The sequence below is a fragment of the Pseudomonas zeae genome, from assembly GCF_014268485.2.
In the GTDB taxonomy this organism is placed as follows: Bacteria; Pseudomonadota; Gammaproteobacteria; order Pseudomonadales; family Pseudomonadaceae; genus Aquipseudomonas; species Aquipseudomonas neuropathica.
In genome coordinates this window covers 1,382,052-1,396,330 of sequence record NZ_CP077090.1, presented here as the reverse complement: position 1 = coordinate 1,396,330, position 14,279 = coordinate 1,382,052, and the positions used below count along the sequence as shown (strand labels likewise).

The window sequence follows — 14,279 nt, the reverse complement described above, 5'->3', positions numbered from 1 at the left end:
ACGGAATGGCCGATGATCCGGTTGGGCGAACCAACCCGATCACGGCCGGTCAACAACTGCACGTTCAATCAGGCGGTGACGCATCATGGACAATCCTTTTCAGATCATTACCGATGCCTTTGCGCCGGACTATCAGATCAACCTGAGCATTCAAGGCCTGGACGGCAGCATCATGCTGACCCTGTCCAACAGCGGCCGGATCGTGGCCAAACGCATGATCAGCGCCGAGCAGCGCAACGACCCCGTGCGCCTCAAGCGTCTGGTGCAAAGCATCCAGTTCGGCATTGCCATCGAGCAAGGCCACAGCGCCATGGCGATCCTCGAAGCGATGACCAGCGGCGACGGGCTGACCCCGCCACCACCACGCATCATCGGCCAGCCCGGGCAAGCAGCCGGGCTTTAAAGCTCGCCCTTCTCGACTTCCGGATGTTCGCTGGAACCGGCGCCAAGTTTGCGCTGCGGTTTCTCGATCTTCACCGAGGGAAATTGTGACGAGGCGTAACGCACCACCAGAATCGAGAACGCCAGCAACAGAATGCCGCCGCACAGGTAGATAATGCCCATGTCCGGCGGGTTGTGGTGCGAGACGTTGGAGATCAGCAAACGGGTCAGCGCGGTGATCGCCACGTAGATCAGGAAGCGCACCGGCATGTGGTTGGTCTTGAAGTAGATCCCGACCATTGCCCCCAATTCGAGATAGATGAACAGCAGCAGAATGTCATCGATCTTGATATGGCCTTCCTCGAGCATCCCGAGAAATTCCATCACCGCCGCCCATGCCGTCACCGCACCGATGGCGAACAGCGCCAGATAGTGGAAGGTTTCGACGAACAGGTTGCCCAGGGACTCGGCCAGTTGATGCACGTTTTGCCGCAGTTTCTCGGCCCAGTTGATTTTCACGATGATGTTCCTTAGCTCGAATGCGAGCGGATGATGCGTGTTGGACGTGACAGTTTTCTGCACGTAACGGTTTTCATGCAGAAAAGAGGCCACGCCATCATGGCGAGCCGCCGCCAAACCCGCGCCGTGGCGTTTGGTCGCACCGCTGTGCTTTTGTGGGAGCGAGCCTGCTCGCGAATGCAGCGACACGGTTGGCCTGACAAACCCGAAATCCGGTCTACATTGAAAAGCCACTACCCATGGCGCAGGGATTCGCTTATCCTTTTCGCTGTATATGGATACAGTAGTCGTCAAGACAACTTAATGTGAAGGCATGTGAGGTGGTGAATGGCCGTCGAAGTGGTATACCGCAGCAGCCGAGATCTGGAGCGCTTGTTCATGGATAAAGCCGAAGCTGACCGTCATGACAAAATGCTCGAACTGGCCGAATATCTGGCCGATGTGCTGCAAAAAGCCGTTCCGTCCCTGACTGAACAGCAAGTGGAAGAAGCCGGGATCTACATGGCGAAGAATCGCGATGTGTTCGCCCGGGCGTTCAAAAGCCAGCCGGATGCACTGTCCGAACTGCTCAATGCACCGGCCGAACCGATGGAGAATGGTGAAGCGACGGAAGCTGCTGAAGCGCCTGCGAAGCCAGCCAAAGCGGCGAAGGCTGCGAAGTAATCCAGCCCAAATTGAATAGGCCCTGAGTCGAATGGCTCAGGGCCTTTTTCATGCCTGTGAAACTCAGCGATACAAAACTTTCTCCGCCAACTCATCCGCCACTCGTGCCGGCGAACGTTTTTCCGCCTGCGCGTGGGCGAAGACTTCGGTCAGCCGTGAGCTGATTTTCGAAAGATGCGCGGTAATCGTCGACAACTCTTCACCACGATGTTTCAGCGAGACGTAGATCAAACCACCGGCATTGATCACGTAGTCTGGCGCATACAGAATCCCGCGCCGTTCCAGTTGATCGGCCACATCCAGATGTGTCAGCTGGTTATTGGCAGAGCCTGCCACTGCCGAACAGCGTAATTGCGTGACGGTATGGCTGTTCAAAACCCCGCCCAGACCGCACGGCGAGAGGATGTCACACGGCGTACTGAGCAACGCGTCGTTGGCGATCGGGTGAGCGTTGAGTTGTTCCATCGCCAGTTGTACCTTGCCGTGGTCGATATCGCTGACCAGCAGTTCCGCGCCGGCGGCGTGCAATTGCTCGGCCAAGGCAAAGCCGACATTGCCCAGGCCCTGAATCGCGATGCGCAAGCCTTCGAGGTTGTCGCTGCCCAGCCGCGCCATGGCCGTTGAGCGAATGCCGGCAAATACACCCATCGCGGCATGCGGAGCGGGGTCGCCGGCCGAGGTGGTGCTGGTGACGTGCTGAGTCTGTTGGGCGATGCAATCCATATCCGCCACCGAGGTGCCGCTGTCGATGGCGGTGATGTAGCGACCGTCGAGCTGTTCGATGCAACGACCAAAAGCTTCGAACAGCGAACCACGATTTTCCACATGAGCCGGGCGCACGATCACTGCCACGCCTCCGCCCTGCGGCAGCCCCGCCAGCGCAGCCTTGTAGCTCATGCCCTGAGCGAGGCGAATGGCATCTTCGACGGCGGATTCGTCATTGGGATAGGCGAGATAACGACATCCGCCCAAGGCTGGCCCGAGGCGACTGTTATGGATGGCAATGACCGCCTTCAACCCGGTGACCGGATCAACGCTAAGGTGCAGCGATTCCAGGCGAGTGCTTTGCATGAGCGCAAACATCGTTGGGCTCCCGAATCACTTCTTGTAGAACGCCAGTATAGGCCTGCGCCTGAAAATTGCTGGAGCGCACCGGAATAAGCGCCCGCGCCGACAACGGCTTTGCGGCATAACCCGACACCCGCGCAGCGGGGGACTGGACGAATCTTGCGGGCGGGGCTAAAACGAGGCATTCCCCGGAGATTTCGATGAGTGCGCGTCAACGTTTTTTCGAATGCCTGCACCGTTCACCGCCCGCGCTGTTCGAAGCCGCGCTGTGGATGGCGGCCGAGCACGAAAAAACGGTCAATCCCGACGCGCTGTTACAAGAATTCAAAGACCTGCAACAACGAGTCAGTTACGGCTTGCCGATGTTGCCGGTCAGTGAACTGGCGCAGCCCCTGTTGCGCCGCATGACTGATCTGGGCTTTGCCCAGGACCACTTCCTGCCGCTGCGCCCGCAAGCGGCGCTGTTGCACAAAGTGTTGCAGACCCGTCGCGGCCAGCCGTTGGCATTGGCGCTGATTGCCCTGGAGCTGGCGCGTGGCCTGGAGATTCCTCTGGTCGGGGTCAACTTCCCCGGACACTTCCTGTTGCGGGTGCCCGGCGCTGATCACTTGCTGGATCCGTGCGGCGGCCGGCGTTTGTACCCAAACGATTGTCGCGAACTGTTGCAGCGCCAGTACGGGCCGAACATGAAGCTGACCGCCGAGCATCTGCTGACCGCCAGCCCCAAGCAGATGCTCCAGCGCCTGTCGCGCAACCTGCGCCAGCTGCACCTGACTCATGATGATTTTATCGCCGCGCTGATCGACGCCGAACGGGTGCTCGAACTGGGTGACGCTGGCGCCGTCGATTACCTGGCACGGGCCAGTCTTTATCAGCGGCTCGACTGCCCGAATGCCGAGCGCTTTGATCTGGAGCATGCGTTGATGCTCAGCGACGACCCGATTCAGCGCCTGCGCCTGACTGAACGCCTCAGCCACCTGCCGCCCAACTCCGTCGTCCACTGAATACGATTTTTGTAGGAGTGAGCCTGCTCGCGATAGCGGTGGGTCAGTCAGATCATTAGTGCCTGACACACCCCCATCGCGAGCAGGCTCGCTCCCACAGGGTTCAGCGCAGAGCCAACACATCAGCCTCCCACAGGGGATTGCGCTATTTCAGTGGGCGAACGCACCTGAATAATCAGCAACGCGGCGATGACCGCCGGAATCGCACAGAAGAAGAAAATCTGCGCCACTGGAATGTGCATCGCCAACAACAGGCTGCCGAACAGCGGCCCGAGAATCGAACCGAAACGCCCCACGCCCAATGCCCAACCGGTGCCGGTCGCACGCACATGCGCCGGATAGAAATTGCTGGCAAACGCATTCAGCGTCAGTTGCCCGCCGATGATGCAGAACCCGGCGGCGAACACGCAGGCGACCAGATATCGCGGATTGTCGTGATTAAGCCCCAGCAGGATCGTGCACAGCGCCGCCCCTGCCAACACCGCTGACAACAACCGCACCTTGCGCTTCAAGCGGTCAGCGAACCAGGCCATGCAGATCGCGCCCATGGTGCCGGCGAACAGGAACATCGACGTCACCAGATTGGCTTCGTTGAGTTTCAGGCCGCTTTCCAGGAGCAGCGTCGGCAGCCAGCTGATCATGAAATACAACAGAATCAGGCTGACGAAAAACGTTGCCCAGATCAGCAACGTCGGTCGCGCGTAGCCATTGCGGAACAACTCGACCACCGTCAGTTTGCTGCCCTGCTCCCGCTCGTTCTGTTCGAGGCTGGCAACGGGCGGTTGCCAATCCGGCAACATCCGCGCGGTGACTTTGCGCAGTCGCGCATACGGTGGCGCATCACGCAGCAAACGCGGCAACGACTCCGGCAGCATCCACCAGAGAAACGGAAACAGCAGCAACGGCGTGACGCCACCGGCGAGGAACACCGCTTGCCAACCGAATTGGTCGATGAAGCCTGCCGCGACGAAACCACCGGCTGCGCCACCGAACGAGAAGCCACAGGCCGCCAGCGTCACCATCAAGGTGCGCAGGCGCGGTGGCGAATATTCCGACATCAACGCCATAGCACTGGGCATCGCCCCGCCCATGCCGATGCCGCAGATAAAGCGCGCGATCATCAGCGTATTGAGCGAGTCTGCGAAGACCATCAGCACGGTCAGCGTGGCGTAGATCAGTACGCAAGCGAGCAGAATCCGTCGTACGCCAAAGCGGTCAGCCAGCGGCGTAACCGCCAGTGAACCAAGGGTGAGACCGAGCAGGTTGGCACTGAAAACAGGCCCGAATGCAGACTTTTCCAGACCCCAATCCTGCGCCAGCGCGGGCACCACATAACCGAGCACCTGGGCGTCATAGCCATCGGTGACCAGCAGCAAGGCGAGCAGGATCAAGAGCAACCACTGATAACGGGACACAGGACGGGCGTCGAGTGCCGCCCGGAAGCTGGCAATCTGGTTGTGCATCGCAAGGTACCTGTTTTGTTTTTATGATTTTGGGGTAGTTCAACGCCGAACCCTGTGGGAGCGAGCCTGCTCGCGAATGCGCTGTGTCAGCAAAATGAATGGTGACTGACACTCAGCCTTCGCGAGCAGGCTCGCTTGTATGGTAGGACTTGAAGGGAGGAGGAGGGACAAGGCTCGATTCTGACTGTTGACGCAGTACAGACCGTGGGAGATTTCGCCCCTCCTCCTTTCACCCAAGCGCCGATAAAGAATGCATCTGGCTAGACCGACGATAGGAACAAGCCTGCGCCTCTGGGTGAGCCCTTCAAGTACTCAAACCTTATCCCGGAGGAAATCCTGTGGCAATGCCAGTCGCTCTATCAAATCCGATCGTTGGCGTGGATGTTGCCAAAAATGAACTGGTGATTTATCAGGCCGATAGCGATCTGCTTGAAGCGATTCCCAACACCAAAACATCCATCAAGCAGTGGCTGAAAGCCTTGCTCGGCCCCGTGTCTATTGCCATTGAGGCAACCAACATCTACCACCTGGAATTCGCTGATTTGGCCTATGCGGCCGGTTGCACGATTTACATGGTGGGCGGCTATGAACTCAAACACTACCGCGAAGGCGTGAAGATCCGCGCCAAAACCGACGCCTTGGACGCCAAGCTGCTGGCCCGTTACCTGAAGAACGAAGCCGAGGAGTTGCACCCCTGGACCCCGCCATCACCGCTGTACCGCCAGCTCCTGAGCCTTTTCCGCCGCCGCGCGGCTTTGGTCCAGGCCAGGGTCGGCCTGGTGCAGAGCTGGTCGAATGAGCCGTTGTTGAAGGCAGCTTTTGCTGAACAAATAAAATCCATGCAGCGGCTTGAAACGATGATCGAAAAGACGATCAACGATCAGCTCAAACAAGCCGGTTTGCTCGGCGAATTGAAGCGTTGCCTGAAAGTTGAGGGCATTGGATTTCTGACCGGAGCGCGCCTGCTCACAGCGTTTCAGCGTGGGGAATTTAGCAACGCGGATGCGTTTATCGCCTTCCTGGGAATGGATTTACGGGTATCGAAATCAGGGCAAAAGGACGGTCGCCGTAGCTTGACCAAGCGCGGAGACCCCGAGGCCCGCCGACTTTTGCACAACGCAGCGATGTCGGCTAGCCGTACGATAGCCTGGAAAGGGTTTTACGAAGCCCAAAGAGCACGGGGTTTCAGCACCACACAGGCGTTGGTGATGCTGGCTCGCAAACTTGCTCGGGTGGTATTCGCCTTGCTGAAAGGGCAAAGCGAATATCAGGCAAAAGTCAGTTGAGGGCTTCCCCTCAACCATAGAATCTCCCACAGGGGAATTACGGGGTATCGGGTTGGTTGGCGGGATGCGCCTTGATGAACGCCGGATGTTCAGCCGCCAGTGCGGCAACGCGGCGGACTTTCGGGTAGGCATCCAACGAGACATTGAACCGCTCCGCTGCATACAACTGCGGAATCAGGTACACATCGGCCACGCACGGCCACTCGCCGAAACAGAAGCCCTCGTCGCCAATCAATTGCTCCACCGTCGCCAGCCCCTGGCTGATCCAGTGACTGATCCATTCCACTACCTGCGGCTCGTCGTGCCCCGACTGGCGCAGGCGATTGAGCACGCTGACGTTGTGCAGCGGATGCACATCGCAACCGATCACCGCCGCCACACCGCGCACCTGCGCGCGGGCGAACAAATCTTCCGGCAGCAACGGCACCTGTGGATAACGTTCTTCCAGGTACTCGATGATGGCCGGCGATTGAATCAGCAAACCGCCTTCATCAGTGCGCAGGGCCGGCACCCGCCCCTGTGGATTGATCGCCAGATACGCCGCTTGCCGATGCTCGCCAACCGGCGGCGCGATCAGATTGACCGGCAACGCCTGATAGTCGAGGCCCTTCAGCGCCAGCGCGATTCGCACGCGGTACGACGAGGTCGAACGGTAATAGGTATAGAGATCCATAACCCACTCCTGTCAGCGCGCCGCCAGCACTTTGCCGCGGCATTCGCCGAAGCCGATCGAGGCAAAACCGTCGCGAGCGCAACGTGCGCGCAGGATGATTTCGTCGCCATCTTCAAGGAACTTACGTACTTCTCCAGAAGCCAGCTCGATCGGTTTTTTACCGCCCTCGGTGATTTCCAGCAGGCTACCGAACTGACCGTTTTCAGGGCCGGACAAGGTGCCCGAACCGAACAGATCGCCGGCCTGCAACTGGCAACCGTTGACGCTGTGGTGCGCGACCATTTGCGCGACGGTCCAGTACATGTAGCGGGTGTTGCTCAGGGTCAGGCGATGGGCCGGCAGGTTCTGCTCGCGCATGGCTTCGGTGAGCAGCAAAACTTCCAGTTCGATGTCGAAGGCACCGCCGTCCTGATCGCGTTTATCGAACAGGTACGGCAGCGGCTGCGGATCACCTTCAGGACGCTTCGGCTGCGCGGTGCGGAACGGTTCCAGCGCTTCGGCGGTGACCACCCACGGCGAGACGCTGGTAATGAAACTCTTCGACAGGAACGGCCCCAGTGGCTGGTATTCCCAGGCCTGGATATCGCGCGCCGACCAGTCGTTGAGCAAGCAGAAACCGGCAATATGATCAGCGGCGTCACCGATGGCGATCGAGTCACCCATCTCGTTGCCTTGACCGATCCAGATGCCCAGTTCCAGCTCATAGTCCAGGCGCGCGCACGGGCCAAACACAGGCTCGGTCTGACCGGCCGGTAGCGTCTGGCCTTTAGGGCGACGCACGTCGGTACCGGAAGCACGCACGGTGGAGGCGCGACCGTGATAACCGATCGGCACATGCTTGTAGTTCGGCAGCAGCGGGTTATCCGGGCGGAACAGTTTGCCGACGTTCTGCGCGTGCTCGATGCCGACGTAGAAGTCGGTGTAATCGCTGATGCGTGCCGGCAGATGCAGCTGGCAATCGGCGGCCAGGGGCAGCAGTTTCGCGCCTTGGGCTTCGATGTTGCCGCGGTGCGTGCTGCCTTCGCTGAACAGTTCCAGCAGACGGGTGCGCAGTGCCACACGCCCCTCACGACCGAGTTCGAAGAATGCGTTCAACTGGCCGCCGTGCATGGCTTCGACAGCGCTGCGCGCAACACCGTCGAACAGCCCGGCTTCCAGCGCTACTTGCAGATCGAAGATATGGTCGCCAATCGCCACGCCAGCGCGCGGCATCGCACCGTTGCTGCTGAACACACCCAGCGGCAGGTTCTGCAGCGGGAAATCAGCGTGGCCGTTGGCCGAGGCAACCCAGCTGCGGGTGATGGAATTCTGCGTCATGGGTTATCTCCGGGTCGGGTCGAACGTGGCGGGCAAAGTGGCCCAGCAGGCGTCATAAGTGGATTGCAGTTGCGGACAGTCGAGGGCGAAGCGGCTTGGGCGCAGCACCTGACTGGTCTCGAACATGAAGGCCATGGTGTTGTCGATCTTCGCCGGTTTGAGTTCGGCGTTGATTGCTTTGGTGCAAGTCTCGCCATCAGGGCCGTGGGCGCTCATACAGCTGTGCAACGACGCACCGCCGGGCACGAAGCCTTCGGCCTTGGCGTCGTATTCGCCCTGGATCAGGCCCATGAATTCGTTCATCAGGTTGCGGTGAAACCACGGCGGACGGAAGGTGTTCTCGGCGACCATCCAGCGCGGCGGGAAGATCACGAAGTCGAGGTTGGCCAGACCGTGCACGCTGGTCGGCGAAGTCAGCACGGTGAAGATCGACGGATCCGGGTGATCGAAGCTGACGGTGCCGATGGTGTTGAACCGGCGCAGGTCGTATTTGTACGGCACGTTATTGCCGTGCCAGGCGACCACGTTCAGCGGCGAGTGATTGAGTTCGGTGGCCCACAACTGGCCAAGGAACTTCTGTACCAGCGTGGTCGGTTGCTGGAGGTTCTCGTAAGCGGCAACCGGGGTCAGGAAGTCACGCGGGTTGGCCAGACCGTTGCTGCCGATCGGTCCCAGATCCGGCAGACGCAGCGGCGCGCCGTGGTTCTCGGCGACATAGCCGCGCGCTTGTGGGTCGAGCAATTCAACCCGGAATTTCAGGCCGCGCGGCAGCACGGCGATTTCCAGCGGCGCGACTTCCAGCACACCCAATTCGGTGGCGATGCGCAGACGGCCGAGTTGCGGCACCAGCAGCAGTTCGCCGTCGGCGTTGAAGAACACCCGCTCCATCGAGCGGTTGGCGACGTAGTTGTAGATGCTGATGCCGGCCGGTTTCTCTGCACCCGCGTTAGCGGCCATGCTCACCAGACCGTCGATGAAATCGGTCGGCTCGGCCGGGATCTCCAGCGGGTTCCAGCGCAGGCGATTGGGCGTCACTTCGCCCAGCGGCCCACCGGCCAGTTGCCGCTCCAGTTTGACGAAGGCCGGGTGATTGGCCGACGGCTGGATCCGGTACATCCAGGTGCGCCGCGCTTCACTGCGGGTCATGGTGAATGCTGTGCCGGAAAACAATTCGGTGTAGAGGCCGTAGGGGGCTTTTTGCGGGGAGTTCTGGCCAACGGGCAGCGCGCCGGGCAACGCTTCAGAGCTGAATTCGTTGCCGAAACCGGACTGATACGCCAGCGCCTGGGCGGTTGAATCGGGGTTCATGGAGCCTCCTGAACAGGGAGTCGGCAGTGGCCCATCGCTCTGGCTCAGAGGTTTCGGCACGCCGGGGTTGTTATTATCGTAATTCGATTACGCATAACGTAATTTGCTCGCTATCCAGCGTCAAGCTATAAAGACGCCCATTCGTTTCGGAACCCGGCCGCACCATGGAAAAAACCAGCGACAGCAACGGCAAACAGAAAGTCCGCTCCGCCGAAGTCGGCACCGACATCCTCAAGGCTCTGGCCGAGTTGTCGCCGTCCACTTCGTTGTCGCGTCTGGCCGAACATGTGCAGATGCCGGCGAGCAAGGTTCATCGCTATCTGCAAGCGTTGATCGCTTCAGGATTCGCCGAGCAGAACACCGCTACCAACCATTACGGGCTCGGCCGCGAAGCCTTGCGCGTAGGCCTGGCCGCACTCAACAGTATGGACGTGCTGAAAGTCGCCGCCCTGCCGTTGGCCGAACTGCGCGACGAACTCAACGAAACCTGCTTTCTGGCGGTGTGGGGCAATCAGGGCGCGACCGTGGTGCATATCGAACCGGCGGTGCGCGCGGTGACGGTGGTGACGCAACTGGGTTCAGTGTTGCCACTGCTCAGTTCATCGACTGGACTGGTGTTCAGCGCCTACTTGCCCCATCGGGAAACCGATGAGTTGCGCGAGCAGGAAATTGCCGCTGTGGATCATCCATTGAAGGATGAAAAAACCTACGCAACCCTGTGCGAACAGATCCGCGAACGCGGTCTGCATCATGTGCATGGCCTGCTGATGCCGGGTGTGGATGCGTTGTCCGCCCCGGTGTTCAACGCCGTCGGCCAGGTCGCCGCCGTGTTGACCATCGTTGGCCCCACTTCATTGTTCCACGCCGACGAAAACGGCCCGGCGGCGCAGCGGTTGCTGGCGGCGACGCGGGCCGTGAGTTGGCGGATGGGTTATGAACCTCTGCAGGCCTGAACGGCGCCAATCGAGCGAGTAACGAGGGCCGTTACTCGCGCAGTTTCATCTGTCAGTTGAGCAGACGAGTGGTGCTATTCACGACCGCAGGAGGTGCGGTGATTGCTGTCACGTAGTTGATGCTGACTTCAACACCGGTGACGCCTGCCATCACATCGGCGAAATCCCTGACGCTCGATAGCAGAGCAATCGGGTTCACGGGCGCGCCGATCGCCGCCACTTTGCCAACGTACAACAGAATCGCCCCTCGCCACGCCGATGCAAAGTGTGCGTTCGCAGCCTCATCCGAGCCCTGACTGGAAGCCACAATGCCCAGCACAACCGACTGAGTAATGCGCAGTACGGTCAGTGCCAGGCCAAGTGGCGCAATGAACATCGAAGCTACATCCAGGGCAAATTCGGCCAGTACCCTCACATCCTTCCACAGCGCTTCCAGATAACTGCTCGTCTGAAAATCCACATCAGCGACGAGTTGCCCGATTTTAGCCAGGTACTCCTGTTTGAAAGCCAGTACTGGATAACTGTTGGTCAATTCCGGATTGCTGGTCGCTACCGGGTTCGAGTCCCAGTAGGTGTCCAGGAGGTTTTTCACCGCCTGCTGATGTTCCAGACGAGCGAGGCTCAAGACCTTTTTGTTGAAGGTCACGCTTTTCAATCGACCTGCAAGTTCCTGGACAGGGAAGAAATCCTTGCCATCAGGCGTATCGGGAATATAGACAAAAAACTCATCACGCCCGCTGACTTTGCGCCCAAAAACGTAAGCCCCGACAAGGGCGCGTCCCCTGAGAGTGAACTCGTAAACGCCAATGCCCGGCTTCCCACCCGTGGTGATGATGCCCTGACGAGGCAGATCGCGATCAAATCCGTTAATGAGTCCCTGCAACCAGCTGAATTGGTCGAGGGAGAGCTCGCCTTTGATTTTCTGAATCAACGCGGTCCGGAGCATTTCATTTTGTTTTGTTTTTCGATACAGACTTGCTTTCAAGTCAATGTCGGACGCATTGAGGAATTTATCTTTCAGATATTGAAGATACTTTTCACCGGGCCTCAGATCGATCAGATCATTGATAACTCTGGCATTCAGTTGGGCAATGGGTTGTCCGGTAAACGTCCAGAAGGTGGCCTGTCTGAGTTGCTCTCGCAAATTTTCAATACCGGCCAATTGAGGGTTCACCCAGGTGAAAAATTTCTCGAACGCGCTTACGTCACTGCGCCACTTTTGCCACTGAATAAACAGATCGGTCAGGCTGATCTTCGAGTCTGCGTGAAATTTGACCCATACCTCGTCAGGATTAATGTCCACAGCTGAACCTGTCCGGGCAAAATACTGCTTCAGCTCCTTCTTCACCAAATGGCTGGCAAACTGTTTGAACGGCTCGACCGCCAGCATTTCCCGGGAATGATGGTGAATAGCCTTGAAATCAGCGTTCAGACGATTGAGCAGGTGCTGATCGTTCGAGCTGGCCTTTCTGTACCATTGAGGGGTGGCAGCCTCGGTTTGATCGATACTCCACAAGATGTGATTTTGAACGGCTCCGAACAAAGGCTCCGCTTCGGGTAAATCGACCAACTTAATCTTAGACCACCACCATTCATTCAGTACCTCAAATGGTTTTAGACTCAGATAATCACTTTGCATCTGCGCACTGTCGCTGGCATGTGCCTGACTCAGCAAGTACGCCCAGGTTTCAGCCTTGGCCGCCCATTGCGCCAACTTTTGCTGCAAGCTTTTCAGGTCGGTGAACTCAAACCACTCCTGCCCGGCTGACGAACCCGGTATATGCAGGACATGCGCGCTGCGATCGGCTGCCACACCTTTCCTGCGATAAACCAGCAAACCATTGAAAGGCTTGAACCAGTGTTTGAGCGCCACGCCTAGCGTTTCAATGGACGTATCGCCGAGGTTATAACCCATCACCAATTTATGAGCTGAAGGTCCCACGTGTTTCTGCAGGATCGCCGCGAACAGGGTCAGCGCTGTTTTACGGCTAAGGACCAAACGCAGCGACTCGGTAACTTCGGCTTGCGAATACAGAAGACGTTGAGCCGAGGTATAGGCAACACGAACGTCCAACGACTTGATGGCACGCAGGATGTTCGATGGACTCAACTTTGGCAGACTGGAGGGGACCTCCGGAACGATCTGATATTGCCCTGCCAGATCATGAGCACCTTGCATAAAGGCCTGAGTCAGCGTTTTGCGCTCGGTGAGTTCCACCTTTTTTCCATCCGCCAGAGGCACGGTATGGGTGACTTTCACGAATACCGTGTCCGGGTCGATACGCTCATCTTTACCCGGCGATATGAAGTCCTCTACGGCCAACCGCGCGTAGTCTTTCAGCGAAGCAACTCCGTGAGTGACCTCATGAAGTTTTACTTCGGCTTCAAGCAGCTCTTTTTGCAGGGAAACATACACTTCCTGATTGACATCGGAAGTGCTTTTCAACCATTGCGGCCAAGCATTCCGCTCGACATGCTTAATCAGTTGTACCTGGCGTTTTCTGGCCTGACGATTCAAATCGGGCAACGATTGTGCGGCCTCTACGGCGACAACAATTTTATCAAACTCCGAACCTGGCTTACCGACAGATTCAAGATACCCAGTGATGTCGCTGTACATCGTCTGAATCCGCTTATCAACGAATCTCTCAAACAAATTCGCACGAACTTTCAAAAAACGAATAGCAGGGACGTAGGCGAACCCAACGCGTTCACTGAGCGACAGCGTTTGCAGAAACTCTTCCTGAGTTTCCGAGGAGCCCAGTCGGCTCAACAACGCTTGTTCAAGCTTCCAAATGGAAGAAAACACTTCGAGACCACGATTCGCGCAGTAGAGTACGACAGCGCCCTGCTCACCGGGAATCAACTGTTCATAGACAGGGGTTGTAAGGGGCAATACAAACATCGCGTTCTGCTCGATGTATTTGCCATTCTGACCTTCAATGAAAACCCCGTAACAAGTGCCGGTCAGACTGGGTTGTACGGTCGTACTGATCAGCGCGCTTTGTTGCTGAGTAATGACCCCTTGAATCGTCAGCGCCTCCAGCTCACTAATGAAAAGGTTAGCTTCGAGCACACCTAAAGCAGACTTTCGCGTTAACTGAGGATAAGCTCCACTTGTTTTTTGAACGGTCGGATTTTCCCAGTACTGCCGCACAGTCGCCGTGTAATCGACTTCCAGTTTCTTCAGCAAATCTGCTACTGATTTTTCAATAGCCGAGATCGGGACTTGCGTAAGAATGTCTTCACGACTGGTAAAATTCGGGTGATTGAAAACACCATAATCATTGACATCATAGTTTGGCGGCCGACCACTTTGCAGGCACTCAAGCGCGACATCCAGCAAACGTCCGACCGGCTGTTTATTTTTCGGTTTGGCGCCCGCCACGACATTGACGAACAGGCTGCTCAGCCGCACACCTTCGGAGACCTTCCATAACGCTTCACGCAAAGTGTCCTGCACCACCACTGAAAATGACGGAACACGCTTCAATTCCTGCGAGATACTTTCCAGGGCCTTCCCCACTTCACGCAGACTTTGGCTTTCGGCTTCTTTATTAATTTCCATAATGAAATCTCTATCAGCTTGATAATGACAAGTGGCCAATTACAACTTGCCTCGCCAAATCAAGCTAATTCAGATT

The 14,279-nt window shown here is 57.8% G+C and carries 11 protein-coding genes and 1 pseudogene; 5 read left to right on the top strand and 7 right to left on the bottom strand.

Features of this window, described 5'->3' with window-relative positions; genetic code table 11:
• The first annotated feature begins 85 nt into the window (after positions 1 to 85).
• Positions 86 to 403 carry a DUF3509 domain-containing protein gene (locus HU754_RS06055; protein WP_186624939.1) on the top strand — a complete coding sequence of 106 codons (318 nt, stop codon included), beginning with the start codon at positions 86 to 88 and terminating at the stop codon, positions 401 to 403.
• Here the strand turns inward: HU754_RS06055 and HU754_RS06050 are convergent.
• Entirely contained in the window at positions 400 to 900 is a 501-nt protein-coding gene (locus HU754_RS06050) for a phosphate-starvation-inducible protein PsiE (RefSeq protein ID WP_026000737.1), read from the bottom strand. The two genes, HU754_RS06055 and HU754_RS06050, sit on opposite strands and share 4 nt — an antisense overlap.
• Before the next feature lie 327 nt (positions 901 to 1,227).
• Between HU754_RS06050 and HU754_RS06045 the strand changes: the two are divergent.
• Positions 1,228 to 1,482 (top strand): annotated as a pseudogene (locus HU754_RS06045) (YebG family protein); the annotation flags it as partial.
• A 144-nt stretch (positions 1,483 to 1,626) separates the two neighbouring features.
• Here the strand turns inward: HU754_RS06045 and HU754_RS06040 are convergent.
• Positions 1,627 to 2,646, bottom strand: a complete 1,020-nt coding sequence (locus HU754_RS06040; RefSeq protein WP_186624937.1) for a Leu/Phe/Val dehydrogenase — start codon at positions 2,644 to 2,646, stop codon at positions 1,627 to 1,629.
• Between the two features lie 185 nt (positions 2,647 to 2,831).
• On the opposite strand from HU754_RS06040, the gene HU754_RS06035 reads away from it, so the two are divergent.
• A complete protein-coding gene (locus tag HU754_RS06035; protein WP_116254642.1) occupies positions 2,832 to 3,635 on the top strand; it encodes a SirB1 family protein in 804 nt (267 codons plus the stop codon).
• 122 nt (positions 3,636 to 3,757) lie between these two features.
• Here HU754_RS06035 and HU754_RS06030 read toward each other — a convergent pair whose 3' ends face one another.
• Positions 3,758 to 5,098, bottom strand: coding sequence for an MFS transporter (locus tag HU754_RS06030; protein ID WP_186624936.1), 1,341 nt, complete (start codon positions 5,096 to 5,098; stop codon positions 3,758 to 3,760).
• Positions 5,099 to 5,442: 344 nt separating this feature from the next.
• Between HU754_RS06030 and HU754_RS06025 the strand changes: the two genes are divergently transcribed.
• Complete coding sequence (locus HU754_RS06025; RefSeq protein ID WP_102902457.1) at positions 5,443 to 6,384, top strand: IS110 family transposase; 942 nt, start codon at positions 5,443 to 5,445, stop codon at positions 6,382 to 6,384.
• Positions 6,385 to 6,421: 37 nt separating this feature from the next.
• Here HU754_RS06025 and maiA read toward each other — a convergent pair whose 3' ends face one another.
• Genes maiA through hmgA form a run of 3 tightly spaced genes read right to left on the bottom strand, consistent with a single transcriptional unit; the run spans position 6,422 to position 9,682 of the window.
• Positions 6,422 to 7,057, bottom strand: a complete 636-nt coding sequence (gene maiA / locus HU754_RS06020; RefSeq protein WP_186625428.1) for a maleylacetoacetate isomerase — start codon at positions 7,055 to 7,057, stop codon at positions 6,422 to 6,424.
• Positions 7,058 to 7,069: 12 nt separating this feature from the next.
• Positions 7,070 to 8,374 (bottom strand): fumarylacetoacetase, encoded by a 1,305-nt coding sequence (gene fahA / locus HU754_RS06015; RefSeq protein WP_186625426.1) that lies wholly within the window; start codon positions 8,372 to 8,374, stop codon positions 7,070 to 7,072.
• Between the two features lie 3 nt (positions 8,375 to 8,377).
• Positions 8,378 to 9,682: a homogentisate 1,2-dioxygenase gene (gene hmgA / locus HU754_RS06010; RefSeq protein ID WP_093436108.1), complete on the bottom strand. Its 1,305-nt coding sequence runs from the start codon at positions 9,680 to 9,682 to the stop codon at positions 8,378 to 8,380.
• Positions 9,683 to 9,846: 164 nt separating this feature from the next.
• On the opposite strand from hmgA, the gene HU754_RS06005 reads away from it, so the two are divergent.
• A complete protein-coding gene (locus HU754_RS06005) occupies positions 9,847 to 10,635 on the top strand; it encodes an IclR family transcriptional regulator (RefSeq protein WP_095125413.1) in 789 nt (262 codons plus the stop codon).
• 52 nt (positions 10,636 to 10,687) lie between these two features.
• On the opposite strand, the gene HU754_RS06000 is transcribed toward HU754_RS06005, so the two are convergent.
• Complete coding sequence (locus HU754_RS06000) at positions 10,688 to 14,203, bottom strand: dermonecrotic toxin domain-containing protein (protein WP_186625419.1); 3,516 nt, start codon at positions 14,201 to 14,203, stop codon at positions 10,688 to 10,690.
• Positions 14,204 to 14,279: the final 76 nt, after the last annotated feature.